At 59.8% G+C, this 18,997-nt stretch carries 16 protein-coding genes; 7 read left to right on the top strand and 9 right to left on the bottom strand.

Annotation, left to right across the window (positions count from 1 at the left end; translation table 11 throughout):
• Window positions 1-780: 780 nt before the first annotated feature.
• The 7 genes from E4K64_RS00910 to E4K64_RS00885 form a co-directional block, all read right to left on the bottom strand.
• Window positions 781-1,290 carry a Spy/CpxP family protein refolding chaperone gene (locus E4K64_RS00910; protein ID WP_135161738.1) on the bottom strand — a complete coding sequence of 170 codons (510 nt, stop codon included), beginning with the start codon at window positions 1,288-1,290 and terminating at the stop codon, window positions 781-783.
• Between the two features lie 155 nt (window positions 1,291-1,445).
• Window positions 1,446-2,114, bottom strand: a complete 669-nt coding sequence (locus E4K64_RS00905; protein WP_135161737.1) for a helix-turn-helix domain-containing protein — start codon at window positions 2,112-2,114, stop codon at window positions 1,446-1,448.
• A gap of 516 nt (window positions 2,115-2,630) precedes the next feature.
• A complete protein-coding gene (locus E4K64_RS00900) occupies window positions 2,631-2,906 on the bottom strand; it encodes a hypothetical protein (protein ID WP_135161736.1) in 276 nt (91 codons plus the stop codon).
• Window positions 2,907-3,057: 151 nt separating this feature from the next.
• Window positions 3,058-3,342, bottom strand: a complete 285-nt coding sequence (locus tag E4K64_RS00895; RefSeq protein ID WP_135161735.1) for a hypothetical protein — start codon at window positions 3,340-3,342, stop codon at window positions 3,058-3,060.
• Between the two features lie 293 nt (window positions 3,343-3,635).
• Window positions 3,636-3,791, bottom strand: a complete 156-nt coding sequence (locus E4K64_RS40125) for a hypothetical protein (protein ID WP_167771730.1) — start codon at window positions 3,789-3,791, stop codon at window positions 3,636-3,638.
• A gap of 111 nt (window positions 3,792-3,902) precedes the next feature.
• Window positions 3,903-4,565 (bottom strand): hypothetical protein, encoded by a 663-nt coding sequence (locus E4K64_RS00890; protein WP_135161734.1) that lies wholly within the window; start codon window positions 4,563-4,565, stop codon window positions 3,903-3,905.
• 97 nt (window positions 4,566-4,662) lie between these two features.
• Complete coding sequence (locus tag E4K64_RS00885; RefSeq protein WP_235884505.1) at window positions 4,663-5,262, bottom strand: DUF2252 family protein; 600 nt, start codon at window positions 5,260-5,262, stop codon at window positions 4,663-4,665.
• A gap of 213 nt (window positions 5,263-5,475) precedes the next feature.
• On the opposite strand from E4K64_RS00885, the gene E4K64_RS00880 reads away from it, so the two are divergent.
• The 4 genes from E4K64_RS00880 (at window position 5,476) to E4K64_RS00860 (ending at window position 9,978) form a co-directional block, all read left to right on the top strand.
• Window positions 5,476-7,182, top strand: a complete 1,707-nt coding sequence (locus E4K64_RS00880) for a SulP family inorganic anion transporter (RefSeq protein WP_135162059.1) — start codon at window positions 5,476-5,478, stop codon at window positions 7,180-7,182.
• Between the two features lie 81 nt (window positions 7,183-7,263).
• Window positions 7,264-8,355, top strand: coding sequence for a transporter substrate-binding domain-containing protein (locus E4K64_RS00875; protein ID WP_135161733.1), 1,092 nt, complete (start codon window positions 7,264-7,266; stop codon window positions 8,353-8,355).
• A 131-nt stretch (window positions 8,356-8,486) separates the two neighbouring features.
• Window positions 8,487-9,026 (top strand): hypothetical protein, encoded by a 540-nt coding sequence (locus E4K64_RS00870; RefSeq protein ID WP_135161732.1) that lies wholly within the window; start codon window positions 8,487-8,489, stop codon window positions 9,024-9,026.
• 514 nt (window positions 9,027-9,540) lie between these two features.
• On the top strand, window positions 9,541-9,978 hold the full coding sequence (locus E4K64_RS00860; RefSeq protein ID WP_135161731.1) for a hypothetical protein: 438 nt from the start codon (window positions 9,541-9,543) through the stop codon (window positions 9,976-9,978).
• A 23-nt stretch (window positions 9,979-10,001) separates the two neighbouring features.
• Here E4K64_RS00860 and E4K64_RS00855 read toward each other — a convergent pair whose 3' ends face one another.
• Window positions 10,002-12,104 carry a tetratricopeptide repeat protein gene (locus tag E4K64_RS00855; protein ID WP_235884503.1) on the bottom strand — a complete coding sequence of 701 codons (2,103 nt, stop codon included), beginning with the start codon at window positions 12,102-12,104 and terminating at the stop codon, window positions 10,002-10,004.
• 454 nt (window positions 12,105-12,558) lie between these two features.
• The gene (locus tag E4K64_RS00850) at window positions 12,559-12,927 is read right to left on the bottom strand and encodes a hypothetical protein (protein WP_135161729.1); all 369 of its coding nucleotides are present in this window, start codon (window positions 12,925-12,927) and stop codon (window positions 12,559-12,561) included.
• A gap of 177 nt (window positions 12,928-13,104) precedes the next feature.
• On the opposite strand from E4K64_RS00850, the gene E4K64_RS00845 reads away from it, so the two are divergent.
• The 3 genes from E4K64_RS00845 (at window position 13,105) to E4K64_RS00835 (ending at window position 18,903) form a co-directional block, all read left to right on the top strand.
• Window positions 13,105-15,606 (top strand): arylsulfatase, encoded by a 2,502-nt coding sequence (locus tag E4K64_RS00845; RefSeq protein ID WP_135162057.1) that lies wholly within the window; start codon window positions 13,105-13,107, stop codon window positions 15,604-15,606.
• A gap of 261 nt (window positions 15,607-15,867) precedes the next feature.
• Window positions 15,868-16,119 (top strand): hypothetical protein, encoded by a 252-nt coding sequence (locus E4K64_RS00840; protein WP_135161728.1) that lies wholly within the window; start codon window positions 15,868-15,870, stop codon window positions 16,117-16,119.
• 273 nt (window positions 16,120-16,392) lie between these two features.
• The gene (locus E4K64_RS00835; protein ID WP_135161727.1) at window positions 16,393-18,903 is read left to right on the top strand and encodes an arylsulfatase; all 2,511 of its coding nucleotides are present in this window, start codon (window positions 16,393-16,395) and stop codon (window positions 18,901-18,903) included.
• Window positions 18,904-18,997 lie beyond the last annotated feature (94 nt).

The following is an 18,997-nucleotide window of genomic DNA, read 5'->3' as shown; positions in this document are numbered from 1 at the left end:
CAGTCTTCTCCATGCTGGCCGCCTTACGATACGGCGACCGATTATTTTTTCGCAGTGCGCTTGATTCCAATTCCGCCTCAACCCTAGGACGCGCGACTCCCATCCCCCGTGCCCAAATGGCAACAGCCGGGAAGATTCGGCAAAGCAATGGTAAGTAATACGTACCCTTTTGGATGAGGAGCGGCTGTGGCTGCGCCGGCACCAGATCCGCAAAAGCGTCGTCACCGAACGTCGCTGCCTATCGCGCAAAAGGCAAATATTCGGTCTAACGGGGCCACTCAGGAGTTCAACAACGCCTGCGGGCGCGCCTCGCTTCTTCTTGATGATCCACCCTGGTCGGGGGCATGAAGGCAGGCTTCGATGCCGCCGACATCAAGCTTGAACTCAATGTCTCGGAGAGGCGAAAGGCGGTGCGGGAGTTCGGCGGCACGGCTCGGGCCGCCGAGTTGGTCGGGGTCTCGCCTAGGTCAAGCCGACGGCCCGAACATGATGATTGCTTTTTGCCAAGGCGGACTCGACCGCGTCAGATGGCAATTCCAGGAACAGCCCTTCACTGCTGCTATCGTCGAACGTCTTCCGACGCCAGGGCTCGATCTGGGCAAGGCCTTCCGCTTCGTCAGCAGCGCAGGAAGGAAGCCGAGGCAGCTGTGGCCAGGGCTTTAGCCGACAAGCAGGCCGCCGAGAAGGCGCTCGCCAACAAGATTGCGAACGACAAGGCGGCGGCCGAGCTTGGCGCAAAACAGGCAACCGACCGCGAGGTACGAATCGAACTACTTCGCCTCAATCCTCGTCCTCGGACTGCGCACGGCGCCGGTCTACCGCATCACTCATATCGTGGAGTACCAAGACCGCGATGGCTGCCATGCGCTGCCTCTGTTCGGGACTAAGACTTTTGTAGAGTGGCTGCCACGCCTCGGCGAGTTTATCCAAATCGGCTGATCGTTGAGCCAATGCTTCCGAGCGTCGCTGCAAGAAGGTGATGGGGTCACGATTGCGCAGGGCTTCGACACGGTTTTCGTCGGCCCGTCTACCCACTGTTTCTCCGATTTTTGCAAGACGGGCTTTCCGATCCTCCGCCCTGGCACGAATGGCGCTCTCCACAGCCGGCCAGTACTTTTCCTGGTCAGGTGTCAGCTGCAACGCGGCCTTTACCAGATCAATCCTCATGTCCGTCAGCGTATTCCGGTCGGCTGCATTTAGCCGCTCCGGAGTCGAAGAGGTTTGCGCGTGGGCAATCGGAGATGCAGTAAGGAAGAGTGCGGTTGTTCCAGCAACTACTATTTTCAACATCGGCGATCTCCTAGGTAAGTTGCCCCCGCACCGCATAATGGTGACGCACTGCGAGGTCACCATTGACCTGAGTCAACGAACCAGTGGCACACCGGAAGAGGTTGGCGCCGCCGCCGAATGACGCGACTGCCCGGACCAGTCGCGCCAAATTCCGTTTAATGATCGAACTCGGCCAGTCTTGCTCGATCACGCAGTATGATTTGTCGATGGGATCGCCCGGTGAAGGTGAGGACATCACGTTCCCTAAGCTGTGACAGAGCGCGTGACACGGTCTCCAGCGTCAGCCCAAGATAGTCGGCGACATCGCGACGGTTCATCGGGAGATTCAATACTCCCGCCGCACTCAAACGGGCGTCCATTTCGACAAGGAACGCTGCGACCTTCTCAATTGCTGTTTTCCGCCCGAGTAACAGCATGTGAGTTTCGGCATGTTGAAGGTTGCTCGTGACAAGTCTCAGTACATTGTTGGTTCCGGCCGCGCGGCCACCCTCTTCGCCGACAACATTCAGCCGATCGGTCAGGCTGACGGTCGTTTCGACAATCGCTTCGGCGGTAAATCGGTGAACTCCACCGTTCTCAACGCCGAAGATGTCGCCCACCAGATGAAAGGCCATGATCTGCCGCCGACCATCAGCCAACATTTTATAGCATCGAACCGCTCCGCTCTTGACTTGGTAGAGGTAATCGACCGGCTCCGCCTCTCCAAAGATTTCGGTACCGCGCTGATATTTGAATTCGCTGCAAGAGACAGCGTGACCGGCGAGCGCATTCAACCCGCTTGAGCCCGACCTTTGGGGCGCCTTTTCTTGCGTCATTACGAGCATTCGTCCCTCCGCCCTGGCCATGGAAACCAACGAAGGTAGGGAGACGTCGCCAAGTCCGATCGAGGGAGATCGCACTGCGCTTTCGGGCGTCCCTTGTATCCGGGAAACTCAAACACGCAGAAGTCATCGCCTGAGAACACTCCTGCCGCCATTGCGAAGCGGCACCACAGCTCGACAGGCTGAACTTGCTGGACTGAATTTCCGACTTGATGTGTCACAACACTCTCAGTCACAAATGACTGCCGACAATAAGAGCGGTAATCGGAATATTATGCCGCAGGGCGATTGCGAGCGTATGTTCAAAATTGCTCACCGGCGCAGACTTAAGAAACGTGCCACAGCATGGGACGGCATCACTCGTCACAATGTAGCCTTTTGGCCCAACTCGGACCTGGGGTGAGGTGCGCCACCGCGCCGCTATCATGGCCAGAGCGGGCCTCTTACGAAGTGCAGCGCTGATTTATAATTACACGCCGTTAGCCTGCCGTCGTAGACATCAACAGCCGCTCTCGCCTGCTACGACTTGAACACCTTGGTGGTGTCTGGATCGGCGAATTCCCGATCTTTCTCGTTCTCAAGCCAATGCAGGATGCCTCCAGAAGCAATCAGTCGTCTCGGCGAAGCTGGGTTGATAGTGCCGGCATAGACCACCAGCCCCTCGTCGAGTTTGGCTTGCGCAAAATTCTTGGCCTGCGCTTCTGTCTCAAACGTTCTGGTCTCTCGAGGGCTTCGCCTTCTGGGGAAGACACCTCGTTTGTGAGCTTCAAACGTAACGTACCAAGTGAAGACCATCTAAAGCGCCAGGATGCGATCTTTGCTATTGCGGCGCAAGCTGCCGCTACATCAACCTGCCCGGAGGGAAGGTCCCCAGATTGATACGCATCAATGGTCAGGGCCGTTGCCATGATGATGACCGGAATTGTCGAAAGAATGAGCATACTGGTCATGACCTCGGGACCGCGACATCGCTCCTGCGGGATATGCCCAAACCCTGACGATCCTCCACTCTTGCCGTCGCGCGATCCTGAGGATCAAAGGTGGAGCGATCAATGCTCGAATCCAGGTGCTGCAGATAGACACCCACCAGTTCCGCGCGATCGCCGTCGACAAACTGTGCCAGCTCGCCCAATGCCGCACGGAGCCGCCGAATAACCTGTGCGAGGCTACCCGCGATGGCGGATACTTCAAAAACGGAGAAGACCGCCACTTGGGGGATGGCGGTCTCCAATCCGACGCACCGGGGGGTAGGTGCGCCTTCTCTGGCAGGGGGGGCCAGAGTTTCAGAACCTTCGGGCAACGCGCCAAATGAAGTGTTGACCCATATCAAACTCCGAAGCTGCTGATGCAAAAGGATTGCTTCGCGATCAGCGACAGTCGCGGCCGCAAACTCTCGCGGGCTGCGGCAAAGCGCTCGCTAGAACTTGCATCTCGCATACTTCAACGTCATTCCCGGGATCTCCGGAAACGCCCGCGATATGTTATCGTCGTCGATGATTGTCAGGCTGAAATGGAGGTCCTGGGTCATGATGCTCGGATGGTCAGAAAGACGATGCCAAGCATCACCACGCTCGCAATGGTGAATACCACCATGATATTGAAGAGCACGTCGGTATTGCCCGGCGCAGTGACGAAGAAGGGAAGGTGTTCGGTCGCCACCGGATTCGGTGCAGCGGTCATAGAGGTCACTCTCCCTTACAAGCGCGCGACGCCGAAAATTCCAAGGTGAGACGATTCCGGCGTGCCTTGTTGATGCAAATCAAGCTCGCCAAACAGGGAAACGGGCTGCCGCTAGGCCCGCTTTTGGCGCAGATTGTCCGTCAAGATATAGATGCTGATCAGGGCGACCCAGGCGGGCAATATCGCAAAACTCCAGCTGATGTAGTAGCTGCCGATCAGAAGTATCGCAGCCAGCAGGTATCCGATAAAGGCGATCCAGCGCGGCGCGATGCCGGTGTAGATCACAACGGTCGACATGGAGATCATGAAGACCGCCGCCATCTTGATCGCATACACATTCATGACGATGTAGGTGGAGGCGCGGGCGAAGCGGAAGGTGGCCGATTTGATCAGTTCATTCGGTTCGGAAGTAGCGGCTACCAGGATGACTGCACCTGTTACCGCAGCCGCAACGAACAGCATGGCCAGGAACAACAAGGCACTCCCGAAAAACACCGAGGCAAAGAAGCGATCCTCCTGCACGCCAAGACGGTCACGCAGCACCCCGATGAACCACAAGAAGGCAACGCCGGCAAACGGGACAAGATTGAGCGCCAGTGCAATTCTTCTCGCGTCGGTGGCAAGCCATGCTCCGGACTCCAGCGGATCGGCGGGAATCGATCGCCAAAGCAGCCAGAAGATCGCGAACATGAGAACGGAAAAGGCAATTCCCGCTATGGCGGCAGCCTTCGGTGTTTTCAGCCGCGCGTGCGCAAGTGCGGCGTCCTCCAACATTGCGGTCGGTCCTTGTCGCATCGGTACAGTTGACGACGTAGGCTCAGCCTCGACTGGCTGAGGTCACACGCCTGCTATGGCAGCGCCAAACGCCCGGCTAGGATTCTTGATAGACCTTTATCTTGCCCTTCCTCACGGCAGCTTTCATTGCCGTATAATCGCGTTCCGCCTGGTCTGCATAGGCCAAGGCGAATCTGCCCATCGCCTTGTCGAAGACATCACTCGAGCCGAGATAGCCACTGATCGTCGAGGATAGCTCGCTGACCTTCGAATGCGCGCGCGCAAGCACCCAACCACAGATCATTCCATAGATATCCAGCACTTCGGCGTCGAATGTTTCGACCATTGGCTTGATCTTGGCGTCACGCAACTGCCGCACATAGAGCGATTGCCCCGTCCGACCCGTCACCCAGCCCAGGAAAATATCCGAAGCCGGCTGCATCATGCGCTGCCCTACGACCACGCGCTGACCATGATGCTTGTAGACGCTCTTGCCTGCGCAAGGCTCGAGCACGGACTCTCCCGCTTCCTTGCATTGAAGAAATAGCGGATCGTTCGCCTCGGACATCAGCAAGACAATCGAACACATTCGGCCGACGCTGCCCACGCCGACCACCTTGATGACGACATCTACCAACCTGTACCGATCGAGCAGCATGCGCCGATCATCAGCCAACGTCTCACGATAGGCCTGCAGGACTTTTTCGAGTCCGGCGGGACGATATGGACGGTGCTGACGGGAATCGGGGGTCTGGAAATCTTGTTCGCGCGCTTCACGGCGATCCCCCTACAGGGTTTGCACCGCAAAAGCTTTGATCAGGAAACATCAAATGCATTGATGCACATCAATCTAACCGACTCGACGGCCGATATTTGTGGTGGCGGCGATCGGCTGACCAGGCGGTGCCCAATGTCGGATTTAACGAGGGACAGGGAAGAACCGATCGAGCTGAAGAATTGGCTTTGGTGGTTTCCGCCGTCCCGCTGGCTGGCTGAGTACCGCGCTGCCTGGCTGCCTGGCGACATCGTCGCGGGCGTGACTTTGGCGGCCTACGCCATCCCAGTCTCGCTCGCCTATGCAGGCCTTGCAGGTCTCCCGCCGCAGGTGGGGATCTATGGTTACATGCTGGGTGGGCTCGGCTATGCCCTGCTAGGCTCCTCGCGCCAACTTGCCGTCGGGCCGACATCCGCGATCTCGCTGATGATCGCGGGGACGGTGGGGGCAATGGCCGCCGGAGACGTGCAACGCTATGCGCAGATTGCCAGTCTCGCGGCCTTCACGGTAGCGATACTCAGCCTTCTCGCATGGATCCTGCGGCTAAGCGTGCTGGTGAAGCTGATCAGCGACAGCATCCTCGTCGGTTTCAAGGCTGGCGCCGGCCTGACCATCGCCATGACTCAGCTGCCGAGTCTGTTCGGCGTCAAAGGCGGCGGCCACAACTTCTTCGAGCGGGCTTTCCTGCTGGCCGGGCAGCTCGGTCAGATGCAGCTCCTGGTTCTCGCAGTCGGGCTCGTCGCGATCGCGCTGATCGTGTTCGGCGAGCGTCTGCTGCCGGGAAAACCGGTTGCGCTCGGCGTCGTCGTGCTGGCGATCGTTGCCGCCACCCTGTTGGGGCTTCCTGCGCAAGGGGTGCCAATAACGGGAGAAATTCCACCTGGCCTGCCCACCCTATCAGGTCCCGCACTAAGGATCGTCGATATCGAGGGAATAGTCCCTCTCGCGGCCGGCTGCCTTCTGCTGGCCTATATCGAGGGCGTCTCGGCGGCTCGCACCTTCGCGGCGAAGCACGGTTATCCGCTCGATCCCAGACAGGAACTGCTCGGCATCGGGGCGGCCAATCTCGCGGCGGCACTCGGGCACGGCTACCCGGTTGCCGGGGGACTGTCGCAGTCGGCGGTAAACGACAAGGCTGGGGCACGCACCCCGCTGGCGCTCGTCTTTGCTTCGATCACGCTGGCGCTCTGCCTGCTGTTCCTGACCGGCCTGCTCGAAAATCTGCCCAAAGCCGTGTTGGCCGCCGTGGTCTTGACCGCGGTATATGGCCTGCTGGACTTTCCTGCGCTGCTCCGCATGTGGCGCGTAAGTACGCTGGATTTCCTCGCCGCGTCGATCGCTCTCATCGGCGTGCTGCTTCTTGGCATCCTTCAGGGCATCCTGCTCGCAGCGCTGGCCTCCGTTGTGCTGCTGCTCATCCGCGCCTCGCGCCCGAACGTCGCGTTCCTCGGTCGCATTCCCGGTACCAACAGCTATTCTGATATCGATCGCCATCCCGAGAATGAGACGTTGCCTGGTGTGATCATATTTCGTCCCGAGGCATCCGTAATCTACGTCAATGCCGACACCGTGCTGGAAGCCGTAGTCAACCGCCTTCGCGTAGCAGCCAGCCCTGCCATACGTCTGGCCATCTGCGATCTATCCGCCGCACCCTACATCGATCTCGCCGGATCGCGCATGCTGCACGAACTGCATGCTGAACTCGCCAGTCGCGGCATCAACCTGCGCATCATCGGGGCCCACGGAACGGCGCGCGATTTATTGCGAGCCGACGGCGTCGAGGAAAAGGTCGGGGGTCTCGACCGCGCTGCGACACTCGATGGTGTGCTTCGCGCTTTGTGAGCCACTCCTATCGCAAAGCTCTGCTGAAGGATCACAACTCGATCTGCACTGTGTCGCTGGCGCACTTCGAAATGGATCACCATGATCGTCGCCATTCGATCTTACGCTGCCGTGCTGTTGGCGACATTTGTTTTCGTTACTCCTGCGCTGTCGCAGACCGTACCGGCCAAACTCCGCGTGGGGACGTTCGTTTCACCGCCCTTCGTCATTCAACAAGACGGCAAGCTGACCGGATTTAGCATCGATCTCTGGGAAGAGGTTGCTGCGCGTCTGAGGACAACGGTGGACTATCAGATCGCACCTGAGGTAGCCGCCGGCTTCGATGCCCTGCGGTTCAAGAAGGTCGATTTCATCGTCTCTGCCGTCCTCATAACCCCGGAACGCGACAAGGAGTTTGATTTCTCCTACGCGATACTGGAAGCAGGCCAGCAGGTCATGGTGCGGGATGCCGGTGCTTCCTTTGTGCCAAACCCACTACTGGATCTGCTCGGTCTGCTGCTGACGACGACAACCCTGTTGTGGCTCGGGATCGCAGCGCTGATCATGCTGATCCCCGCTCATCTCGTCTGGCTTCTCGAGCGGAGGTACAAGGACGGCATCATTCCAACCGAGAACTACATCCCGGGCATATTTCATGCGATGCACTGGTCGGCGGCAACTCTCTTGACGCAGGCCGAGCAAGCTCCACGCCAGCCATTGGCGCGCGTCGTCTCATTCGTATGGATGTTCGTGGGCATAGTCTTCGTTGCGCTCTATACCGCGCAGCTGACCGCAAACCTGACCGTTCATCAGATCCGCGGTGCCATTAATGGTCCCGAGGACCTGCCGGGAAAGCAGGTCGGGACGGTCAAGGGAGCCAGTATTCCCATCAACTATCTTCGCGGGCATAACGCAAGGGTTCAGGAGTTTTCGAAAGTCGACGAGATGTTTCAAGCCTTGCTCGACAAGGAAGTAAGCGCAGTGCTCTTTCCCGCGCCAGTGCTTCGCTATTATGCGGCGCACGAAGGCAAAGGGCTGGTAAGGCTCGTGGGCACCGAGTTCGACAAACGGGAGGCTGGCTTCGCCTTTCCGGAAGGAAGCCCGTTACGCAGGCCGATCAACGGTGCGCTGGTCGCAATCCGCGAAGACGGCACCTATCAGCGAATCTACGAAAAGTGGTTTGGAAGTCAGTAATATGGCTGGTGACCGTCATCGCCGGGCACAAAGCGGACGTCAGCCGCGTGTGTCTCGTCGCAGAGCTTTGACAGCGCGCATCGGGCTGTTATCGTAGAACTAAGCGACCACATGATCTGCGGAGGACTGCGATGGGCCTCGTTCGAAGAAAGGTGCCAAGTCATCTGATCCGGATCCATCCGCATAACGTCACGAGCAAGGACTGGGTCATCGTGCTCGAGGCGGGCACGATTATCGGGCCCTCACCTGAAAGGCTTCGTGTCGCCCGAGCGACGCAAGAACGAAAAATAGCAAAAAGATTCAATATCTGGCTTCGAGCGGAGCACTTCCTTGTCGTGGAAGGATATGATCCGCGAATTCACGCCGTATTCTTTTGCCCTCAGCTTTATAAATATGATGCTGAGAAGAAGCTTGTGCCTCTGCAAGGCGACGAGATTGGCAGGTTGATCGCGAACGCCCTTGAGAGCGGAATTGTAGACCGGCGGCCATGGTATGAGCCGGCGGAGAAGCTGCCTGATCAGCCGGTCATCAGTTCGCCATTGCAGACCGAGTATGACTCGCTTGTTGTTGAGATGCCCGCGAGGAATTCCAGCACACCCGGCTTGAAGGACGGGAAAGCCAACCGTCCATCGAAGCTCGATCGCGGCGCGTCATCGGCTGATAACGCCTGACCACAATCAGTCTCGCTCATTGTTCTAGATCAATTCGAACCTGCACTTGAGGACTACCGTGAACAATTGATCAACCTTGGAAAGGAGATCAATTATGTCACGGAGAACCATTATCACTCTTACTGCATCTGCCATTATTGGAATGGGCTGTTTCGCGATGGTTTCAACTGACGCGCTGGCGCGCGCTGGTCGGGGCGCCGCGGGCGTCGGTCGCCCCGGAGTTGGTGTCGGGGCTCCTGGTGTGGGCGTCGCCCGAGCACCGGTACGCCGCGGAGTGGCGGTGGGCGTCGGGGCAGCTGCCGTCGGAGCCGCAGCGACAGGAGCCTATGGACGCTGCGGATATGCTCCCTACCCGCCGTGCTACTAGGATATTGCAGCGGGCCGGTCTCCGGTTGAGGGGGACCGGGCTGCAGTTGGCACCGCGATACTCGTCGCGATTGAGATATCGGCATCACCGCTCGATCGACGCGCAGATGACAATGTCGTCAGCCTAGGCGGGGATGAAAGAGCCAAGATGCCGTTGGCACGATATTTTCTCGTTGTCGGCGCAGCGTTGTATGCGCTGTTGCTCATTTCCAGCGCATATCTGGCAAAGTCGCAAGGCGCCAGAAACGCAGAGAACGAAACGTCCATCATCCGCATTCATTCCGATCGGCAATGGCCGGAGCGCATCGTTTTTGATACCCCCGCCCCGACAATCATTCCTCCGCAAGTCGCGCGTACGGAGCCCACCGTCGCCGCACCGATTGACATAGTTCCCGCCAAAGCGCCGGAGCGCGAGGCAATGGCGCAGTTGCGGTCGTCTGACACTTTCGAGCTACAATCGACCACGCCAAGGCATCGAGAGCTGCAGCCGGAACGCCACAAGCTTGCGAAAAGACACGCGATGCCACGCACGTTTCGAGTCGCGCGACAATCGAGATTTGATTGGTTCGGCAGGGGCGTCTGGTAGCCTTGCTGGCCGCGCATGCAAGGTCATGGTTTTCTCGCCTGGAGGATCGCGAGCTGCTCCGCATAGCCGGCTGCCGCTGTTTCATCTCCTGCCATCCGGCTGAACGAGACGAGAGCTTCAAGGACTTCGCGGTTACTGGGATGGGTGCGCAGCGCTTCCCTTAAAACGGCCATGGCTTCGCTTCGGCGGCCTCCGGAATGCAGGGCGACGGCATAGACATAGGCATACCGCGGCGAGCCCGGCTCCAGCTCGGTCGCTCGACGCAACTCATCGAGCGCGTCCTCCGCACGCTTCAACCTCGTGAGCGTCAGGCCGAGCGCATGATGGAGGGCTGCATCGCGCGGTGAAGCCGCAATCGCGGTACGAAGGGTAGCTTCACCTTCGTCATCCCGGCTGGTTTGCCGATAGAGATCGGCCAAGTTTATCGCAGCCGTCGCATATTGCGGACTGAGTCGGAGGGCAGCTTCGTATTCGGCCTCGGCCCGTTGTATCTGTCCGCGCAGGGCGAGAAAGTTCCCGAGCGCGGCGTGCGCTTCCGGCCGCTCGGCGTTGGCGCGCTGCGCGGCGATGAACTCGGCTGCTGCCCGATCAAAGGACGCGCGGTCCTGTGGAGGCTGACTTGCCGTTGGCATCGCCGCCAGCAGCGAGGCGGCCCTGATGCGGACGCCGCGAACGGGATCGGATAACAGCGGAGATACGACGGGCCATGTCTGATCGGCAGGCAAGTTCTCCAGCATGTCGAGCGCGCCGATCCGCACCATCGGATCGGGATCGGCAAGGGCGATGCGCGCCGTCGGGATATGGGCGGGAGCCACGCGCGAGGCGAGCTCGCCGAGCGCGCTGGCGCGCGCCACCTCCGGTGCTCGTCGATCCGACGCAAGAAGGGAAAGAAGCGCGGCGGCATCGGCTCGATCGGTGCGGGCGGCGTCAAATGCCGGCCCATAGGTCTGAAGACCCTTTCGGGCAGGCCCGAACCATTCCTCGATCGCCTTGACCGCCCATTGTGATGGTTTGTCGCGGTGGCAGTCGTTGCAGGCGTTAGGCGTTGCCAATGTGGATGAAAGATCGGGCCTCGGGACTCGAAAGGCATGGTCATGCCGGCTATCGACCACCATGTAGGTTCGCTCCTGCATATGGCACGACATGCAAGTCGGCGCCCGATCGACGCCTGCATGGTGGCGATGCCGCACATCGGCATACTTTTCCCCCGCGTGGCATTGCAGGCAAACGCCTTCCCCCGGGCTGCGCAGTTTTGCGCTATGCGGTTCGTGGCAGTCGCTACAGCTAACGCCGGCCGCAAACATCCTGCCCTGCTTGAACGGCGTATAATTATATGGCTCCTCGACATCGCGGATCTGACCGTCGGCGTAATAGGTGTGGCGCGCCAGCGCTTCGACTGCATGGGTCTGCGACAACGACTGTCCCGGTATCCAGTCTTCATGGAACGCCTCACGCCGCGCGTGGCAGAGGCCGCAGGTCTCGACTTCCTTGCGTAGCAAGGCTGGTGCCGCGGAGCGTTGGGCATTTCCCGTCCTGGGATCGACCGGCCAGGTGACGCCTCGGCGTTCGTCAAAACGCACCAGCAAGCCCTTGCTGTCATCTTCGCGACGGCCAAAGGGCCACCAGCTCTGTTGATCGCGCGCCCAGGTGGTGTGGCGTGAGCCTTGACCGTGACAGGCCTCGCAGCCGACGCTGATTTCCGCCCATGTCGTCGCAAAGCGATCAGCCTTGGCATCGTAGTTCTTGCGCAGGCCGGTCGAGTGGCATTCCGCGCACATGAAATTCCAGTTCTGGTTCAGCTTCGTCCAATGAAGGATATCGTCGTGCCTGATCTCTTCATTGGGCGAGAGATGAAACCAGCGCTGGCCGCCCCTCTCTGCTGGCCGGCTGTCCCACGCGAGCGACAACGCTTGAATCCGGCCGTCGGGAAATTCCACAAGGTATTGTTGCAGCGGATCGACGCCAAATGTGTACTTCACCTCGAACACGGCAAGCTTGCCGTCGGCGCCATCGGTCTCGACCAAGAACCTGCCGTCCTTGCGGAAGAAGCGGGACCTTACGCCATAATAGTCGAAGCCTGCGTCGTCGAAATTTCCGAGCACGGTCTTGTCGTTGGCGTGCTGCATTGCCGCCTTGTGCTGCGAGGAATTCCACAGCTTTGCTTCGGCTTGATGGCAGCCAGCGCAAGTCTCGCTGCCGACGAAGCTTACCGCGGACGAGGGCCGCGCCGTCGGGGCTGATGGGCTGCGATTGAGGAACTGAAAGGCGAGACCAAAGGCAAAGACGGCGATCCCCATGATCGAGGCCATCGCCCAGAGCCGACGCTTCGACAGCGATGCGGCTTCCACCTTGCGGTTGGCAGGCTCCTGTGGGGACATAACTTGCGGAATGCCATCCGCGGAATCCCTCCGTGGCCTGGCCTTGCTGCCGGATTTCCGTCGCCTGCGTGCCAACGGTCGCCCCTCAGCGCTGAAATCGCCGAACCATAATCGAGCGAGCCTCGATCGGGGCGATCGTGCGCATCATCGGCTTGACTCCCATCAAGTCAAGTGCAGCCCGCCGGTAGCAGCCGTGATGAGACTAATTGTTGCGGTTCTTGCTCGCGCCTCTCAGCTTGGGCGCGGTCGAAGACGATTTTGCCCAATCGGCCATCTGTATGCAGGTGAGCAGGTCAACGTAACTGTCGCTCCCACCCGCAGTCGCCTCGCCTTCGCATCTGTTTTTGAGTTCGGCCGAATTCGAGAGCCAGATGGTGCCGAGTTGCTGCTGAGCGGCGCTCTCGTCGCGCATGCAATCATCGAAGCTCTGGGAAAGGTTCAGCCCCATCGCCTTGTCGGTTGCGACCGTCGCCTTGCATGTCGCTTCGACATTCAGCTGGGGCACGCGATCGCCGATGGGGATCACCAGTTGACTTCCAAGCATTGCCATCGATAGCAGCGCGATCTTCATTGGGAAGCTCCCCGTGAACGGCCTCTCGTGGAATTCAACTCCTGATCTTCAGCGCAGTCCGACGTTGGGAGATTGAGGCCTCCCCTCCGGAGTACGTTGACATGGATCAACGAGAGACCTGCTCGATGCCGACAGGCTGGCGGTTTCCAGTGCGTACCATCCCACCGGGAGTTCGCCATGAAAGCAATTTGCAGCGCACTCGCGGGTGCATGTTTGATCGCCTTGAATTGTGTCACGGCATCGGCTCAGCAGGTTACCGGCACCCCCGGTTCGGCCGGCGCCACCACCACGATCGACGGAAAGCAGCTCCCGCCGCCCGATCCGAAATTCGGTGGCGTGATCAAGGAGAAAGCCTCGGAGTCGAAGCCCTGGTGGGCCCCGCGCGTCGTGCCGCCGAAGGGCGCACCGAACGTGCTGTTGATCATGACGGACGACCAGGGTTTCGGTGCACCGAGCACGTTCGGCGGCGTTATCCCGACGCCTGCCATGGATCGCATCGCAAAAGCTGGTTTGCGCTTCACGAATTTTCACTCGACTGCACTCTGCTCACCGACGCGGGCGGCACTCATCACGGGACGCAACCATCATTCGGTAGGCTTCGGAGTGGTCGGCGAAATCGCGACGGGATTCCCGGGGTACGACTCGATCATCCCAATCGAGAAGGGCACGGTCGGTACGGTCCTGAAGGCGAACGGGTACGCGACCTCATGGTTCGGCAAGAACCACAACACACCTTCTTACCAGTCGAGCCAGGCCGGGCCATTCACTCAATGGCCCAACGGCATGGGGTTCGATTATTTCTACGGCTTTGTCGGCGGTGACGCCAGCCAGTGGCAGCCGAACCTGTTCCGCAACACGACGGCCATCTATCCGTTCGAGGGTAACCCCAAGTGGAATCTCGAGACGGCGATGGCGGACGACGCGATCCAGCACATGAAGCAGCTCAAGGAGATCGCACCGGACAAGCCGTTCTTCGTTTACTACGTCCCGGGGGCAACCCACGCGCCTCATCATCCAACGCCAGAGTGGATCAAGAAGATCAGCGACATGCACCTGTTCGATGACGGATGGAACAAAGTGCGTGAGACCATCTTCGCCAACCAGAAGCGATTGGGCATCATGCCCGAGATCGCCAATCTGACGCCATGGCCGAAAGAGCTGCCGCAGTGGGACACCCTCGGCCTCGAAGAGAAGAAGCTCTTCATCAAGCAAGCTGATGTGTACGGCGCTTACCTCGCCTACGCCGACCATGAGATCGGACGGGTTATCCAGGCCGTCGAAGACCTCGGCGAGCTCAACAACACCTTGATCATCTATATCGGCGGCGACAACGGCGCGAGCGCCGAAGGTATGCTCAACGGCACACCGAACGAGTTCACGACATTCAATGGCATTCCCGTGCCGGTCAAGGATCAGTTCCTCTGGTATCCGTTCTGGGGATCGGAACGGACATTCCCGCACTTTGCGGCGCCGTGGGCCTGGGCGATGGGCACGCCATTCAAGTGGGTCAAGCAGGTGCCATCGCACTTCGGCGGCACATCGCAGGGCATGGTCATGTCCTGGCCCGGCCACATCAACGATTTGGGCGGCATCCGCCGCCAATTCCATCACGTGATTGACATCGTGCCGACCATTCTCGAGGCAACCGGCATTCCGCAACCCGACACGATCAACGGCATCAAGCAGATCCCCATCGAGGGGGGCAGCATGATGTACACGTGGGACAAGGCAAACGCCAACGCGCCGACCAGGCACACGACGCAATATTTCGAAATGCTCGGCAATCGGGCGATCTACCAGGACGGGTGGGTGGCGGCGACGACGCCGGCGACGCTCCCCTGGGAGCTCAGCTCGGCCACGCCGCCGGATGTGATCAGCGGCTACAGCTGGGAGCTCTACAACGTCGACCAGGACCCGACCCAGTCCAACGACCTGGCGGCCAAGATGCCAGACAAGCTCAAGCAGATGCAGGCTCTCTTCTATTCGGAGGCCGCCAAATATAACGTGCTGCCGCTCGACAACTCGTCGCTCGCGCGCTGGAATACGCCGCGCCCGAGCCTCACGGCGGGACGGACGCTGTTCACCTATTCGGGCGAACTGAGTGGCGTGCCCGCAAGTGCGGCTCCGAGCATCCTGGGCAAGTCCTACACCATCACCGCCGAGGTGACGATTCCCGACGGCGGTGCCGAGGGCATGATCGTCACGGAAGGCGGGCGCTTCGGCGGCTACGGCCTGTTCCTGAGCAAGGGCGACTTCGGCATCGGCCGCGGCAAGGTGGTGTTCCTCTACAACCTGCTCGACCTCAAGCGCACGATATGGGAAGGCCCCGAGCTGGCAGCCGGCAAGCACACCGTCGTCTTCGATTTCAAATCCGACGGCCCGGGTTTGGGAAAAGGCGGGACGGGTATCCTCTCTGTGGACGGAAAGGAAGTGGCCAGGAATTCGATGGAGCACACCATCCCGGTCACCTTCCCGGAGGACGAGACCTTTGACGTCGGCCTGGACACGCGAACCGGCGTCGCAATGGTCGAGTATCGCTACGAGCCTCCGTTCAAGTTCACCGGAAAGATCGACAAGCTGACCGTCAAGCTCGAACCCTTTACACCGGAGCAGGAGGCGAAGGCAGCAGCGGCCGACCAACCAGTAGGGCCCGCCCCATCGGTAGGGAAGGCGAAATGACGTGGAGGGCCGTCGACATCGTCCACGACCTGGAATGAGCAATTGGCCGTCCTGATCGATAGGAGACTTCGATGACTACGAAGGACAACCCCAGCGCATTGCTGCGTCGGCGAGACGTTTGCGTTGGTACGCTGAGGGATTGGCGAGCGGAGCCGGGGTGCCGAATGCCTACACGACGCTCCGACCGCGATGCATGATCCATATCAACGTGAGGGGCGCGATTGAGCATAGCGTCGCAACCTAACAAAGGGAGGAAATGAGATGAAAATGTCGATCGCAATGTCGGCGCTTCTGACCACCGGGCTCGTCGCTGGCTTCGTTGCCATGAGCACTGAAAAAGCGGCCGCGATAGTTTACTGCCAGTATGTCGAATATCCCGTCGGATGCGTCGCCCGAGCCGGCGTCGTCCTGCGGCCCCGGCCGGTGGCGCGCGCCGTCGCAACGCCCGGCGTCGGCGCCGCCGGAACGCCGATGAATCGAGGCGGCCCGGTCAATCGCGCTGGCAGGCGCTAACTGTATTCCTTTCATCGATATTCGCCACACAGAGCAGAAGCCAATGACAATTATCCTGGCGCTCTAGTTCTCATGGTGTCGCTTCGCTGACATTGTTCTCAACTTTGGAAGGGGGGACCAAATGGCGAAGTTCGAGCCGGAAATTGAAGACGTGATCAGTGATGTTGGTCAATCGCGTGCCCCCCGCAACGGCGGCGGAAGTAGATTTTTCGCGTGGAATGAGTCGCACGTTTTCTTAAGTTGCCGATCGCAGCAACGCCAGGGAGTGTCTCCATGAAAGCGCATTTGTCAGCCTTGATTGTCTCAAGCGCCGCGTTGCTGGTTTCGGTTTCTGCGCCCGCTCAGCAGGTCAATGGCGTCCTCGGTTCTCCCAGCGCCAGCTCCACCATCAATGGAAAGCAACTCCCGCCGCCCGACCCGAAATTCGGCGGCGTCATCAAGGATGATTCACTGCAGTCGAAGCCCTGGTGGGCCCCGCGGGTCGTGCCGCCGAAGGGTGCGCCCAACGTATTGCTCATCATTACCGATGACGCTGGCTTCGGCGTTCCCAGCACTTTCGGCGGCGTGATCCCGACCCCGACGATGGATCGTCTTGCGAGCGAGGGCTTGCGCTATAACCGGACGTTCTCCACCGCGCTGTGCTCGCCGACGCGGGCAGCCTTGATCACCGGGCGCAATCATCATTCCGCGGGCTTCGGCGTCATTTCGGAGCAATCGACAGGCTACCCCGGCTACAGCAGCATTCTCGAAAAGGACAAGGCCACGATCGGCCGTATCCTGCTCGACAACGGCTACGCGACGTCGTGGTTCGGCAAGGACCACAATGTGCCGGCCTTCGCGGCCAGCCAGGCCGGGCCCTTCGACAAGTGGCCAAACGGCATGGGATTCGAATACTTCTATGGCTTCATCGGTGGCGACGCCAACCAATGGCAGCCGAACCTGTTCCGCAACACGACCCAGATTTATCCGTTCGAGGGCAAGGAGGCGGGAAGCTGGAACCTGGTGACGGCGATGGCCGACGATGCCATCGACTACATGACGCGAATGCACCAGATCCAGCCGGACAAGCCCATCTTCATCAAGTATGCGCCCGGTGCCACGCACGCGCCGCATCACCCGACGAAGGAGTGGGTCGACAAGATCAGCAAGTTGAAGCTGTTCGACGAAGGCTGGAACAAGGTGCGCGAGCGCATCTTCGACAACCAGAAGCGGCTCGGCGTGATTTCAATGGACACCAAGCTGGCGCCGTGGCCGAAGGACGTCCTGAAGGAATGGGATCAGCTGACCGCAGATGAAAAGAAGCTGTTCATTCGACAGGCTGAAATCTTCGCCGCCTACGCTGCCTATAGTGACCATGAGATCGGGCGCGTCATCAAGGGATTCGACGATCTCGGCAGGCTCGATAACACGCTGATCATCTATATCAACGGCGACAACGGCACCAGTGCCGAGGGGGGCCCGATGGGTACGCCGAACGAGGTGGCCTTCTTCAACGGCCTCAACGAGTTGCCGATCGATGCGCAGATGAAATTCTACGACGTTTGGGGTACCGACCTGACCTACAACCACATGTCGGCCGGCTGGTCGTGGGCGTTTGATGCACCGTTCCGCTGGTTCAAGCAGAACGCCTCGGCGCTCGGCGGTATCAACCAGAACATGGTGGTGTCGTGGCCGGCGCGGATCAAGGACAAGGGCGGCCTGCGCGAGCAGTTCGTCCACGTGATCGACGTTGTGCCGACGATCCTCGAAGCCGCGGGCATCAGCGCGCCTGACGTCGTCGACGGCATCAAGCAGAAGCCGATCGAGGGTATCAGCTTCGCCTACACTTTCGACGCCAAGAATGCGAAGGTGCCAACTCGGCACAAGACGCAGTATTTCGAGATGATGGGCCAGTGGGCCTTGTATGACGACGGCTGGTTCCTGAGCACCAAGGTCAATCGCGCGCCCTGGGAGGCGTTCGGCCCTGCCAACACCGATCCCCTGAATAATCAGACGCTTGAACTCTTCAACCTGAACAAGGATTTCAGCCAGACCGACGACCTCGCGGCGAAGAACCCGGAGAAGGTCAAGGAGATGAAACAGAAGTTCATCGCGGAAGCCAGGAAGTACCAGGTGTTCCCGATGGATGCCTCTGTGGCGGCTCGAGTCATTGCGCCGCGGCCCAATATCACCGCCGGACGCAGCGAGTTCGTCTACAAGCGGCCGATGGTGGGTCTGCCACAAGGCGATTCGCCACTGCTTCTGAACACGTCCTACACGATCACTGCCGATATCGAGGTGCCCAATGGCGGCGCCGAGGGCATGATCCTGACGTCAGGCGGACGGTTCGCGGGCTACGGCTTCTATCTGCTGAAGGGCAAGCCTGTATTCCTTTGGAATATGGTCGATCTCGAACGCATCAAGTGGGAAGGCGCGGACGCGTTATCACCGGGTCGTCACACCGTCGAATTCGACTTCAGATATGAGGGTATCGGGGTCGGCACGCTTCAATACAACAACTTCAGCGGCCTCGGCCAACCCGGCACCGGTACCCTGAAGGTGGACGGCAAGGAGGTCGCGACCAAGCGCATGCCGAAGACGCTGCCCATGATCCTGCAATGGGACGAAAGCTTCGACATCGGCTCCGACACCCTGACCGGCGTCAACGACGCCGATTACACGCCGCCGTTTATGCTCACTGCCAAGCTCAACAAGCTGACGGTCAAGGTGGATCGCCCGCAACTGTCGCCCGCCGACATCAAGAAGCTGCAGGCGGCGATGAACGCAAAGGCAAAAGCCGATTGATTGCGGCCTCAGTGCAAAAGTTCAGGGCTGAAGAAGCAGGCTGAGTGCAGCGCCTTGCATGACGGGATATTTGGGAGGGGCGGATGGCTCGAGA

The sequence above is a fragment of the Bradyrhizobium frederickii genome, from assembly GCF_004570865.1.
In the GTDB taxonomy this organism is placed as follows: domain Bacteria; phylum Pseudomonadota; class Alphaproteobacteria; order Rhizobiales; family Xanthobacteraceae; genus Bradyrhizobium; species Bradyrhizobium frederickii.
This window is presented reverse-complemented; position numbering and strand designations above follow the sequence as displayed.

What these genes read in the sequence shown, in the direction of transcription:
- E4K64_RS00910 (WP_135161738.1), bottom strand. Translation starts at nt 1,290, where the DNA reads ATGTTGAAAATAGTAGTTGCTGGAACAACCGCACTCTTCCTTACTGCA.
- E4K64_RS00905 (WP_135161737.1), bottom strand. Translation starts at nt 2,114, where the DNA reads ATGCTCGTAATGACGCAAGAAAAGGCGCCCCAAAGGTCGGGCTCAAGC.
- E4K64_RS00900 (WP_135161736.1), bottom strand. Translation starts at nt 2,906, where the DNA reads ATGGTCTTCACTTGGTACGTTACGTTTGAAGCTCACAAACGAGGTGTC.
- E4K64_RS40125 (WP_167771730.1), bottom strand. Translation starts at nt 3,791, where the DNA reads ATGACCGCTGCACCGAATCCGGTGGCGACCGAACACCTTCCCTTCTTC.
- E4K64_RS00890 (WP_135161734.1), bottom strand. Translation starts at nt 4,565, where the DNA reads ATGTTGGAGGACGCCGCACTTGCGCACGCGCGGCTGAAAACACCGAAG.
- E4K64_RS00880 (WP_135162059.1), top strand. Translation starts at nt 5,476, where the DNA reads ATGTCGGATTTAACGAGGGACAGGGAAGAACCGATCGAGCTGAAGAAT.
- E4K64_RS00875 (WP_135161733.1), top strand. Translation starts at nt 7,264, where the DNA reads ATGATCGTCGCCATTCGATCTTACGCTGCCGTGCTGTTGGCGACATTT.
- E4K64_RS00870 (WP_135161732.1), top strand. Translation starts at nt 8,487, where the DNA reads ATGGGCCTCGTTCGAAGAAAGGTGCCAAGTCATCTGATCCGGATCCAT.
- E4K64_RS00860 (WP_135161731.1), top strand. Translation starts at nt 9,541, where the DNA reads ATGCCGTTGGCACGATATTTTCTCGTTGTCGGCGCAGCGTTGTATGCG.
- E4K64_RS00855 (WP_235884503.1), bottom strand. Translation starts at nt 12,104, where the DNA reads ATGCAGCACGCCAACGACAAGACCGTGCTCGGAAATTTCGACGACGCA.
- E4K64_RS00850 (WP_135161729.1), bottom strand. Translation starts at nt 12,927, where the DNA reads ATGAAGATCGCGCTGCTATCGATGGCAATGCTTGGAAGTCAACTGGTG.
- E4K64_RS00845 (WP_135162057.1), top strand. Translation starts at nt 13,105, where the DNA reads ATGAAAGCAATTTGCAGCGCACTCGCGGGTGCATGTTTGATCGCCTTG.
- E4K64_RS00840 (WP_135161728.1), top strand. Translation starts at nt 15,868, where the DNA reads ATGAAAATGTCGATCGCAATGTCGGCGCTTCTGACCACCGGGCTCGTC.
- E4K64_RS00835 (WP_135161727.1), top strand. Translation starts at nt 16,393, where the DNA reads ATGAAAGCGCATTTGTCAGCCTTGATTGTCTCAAGCGCCGCGTTGCTG.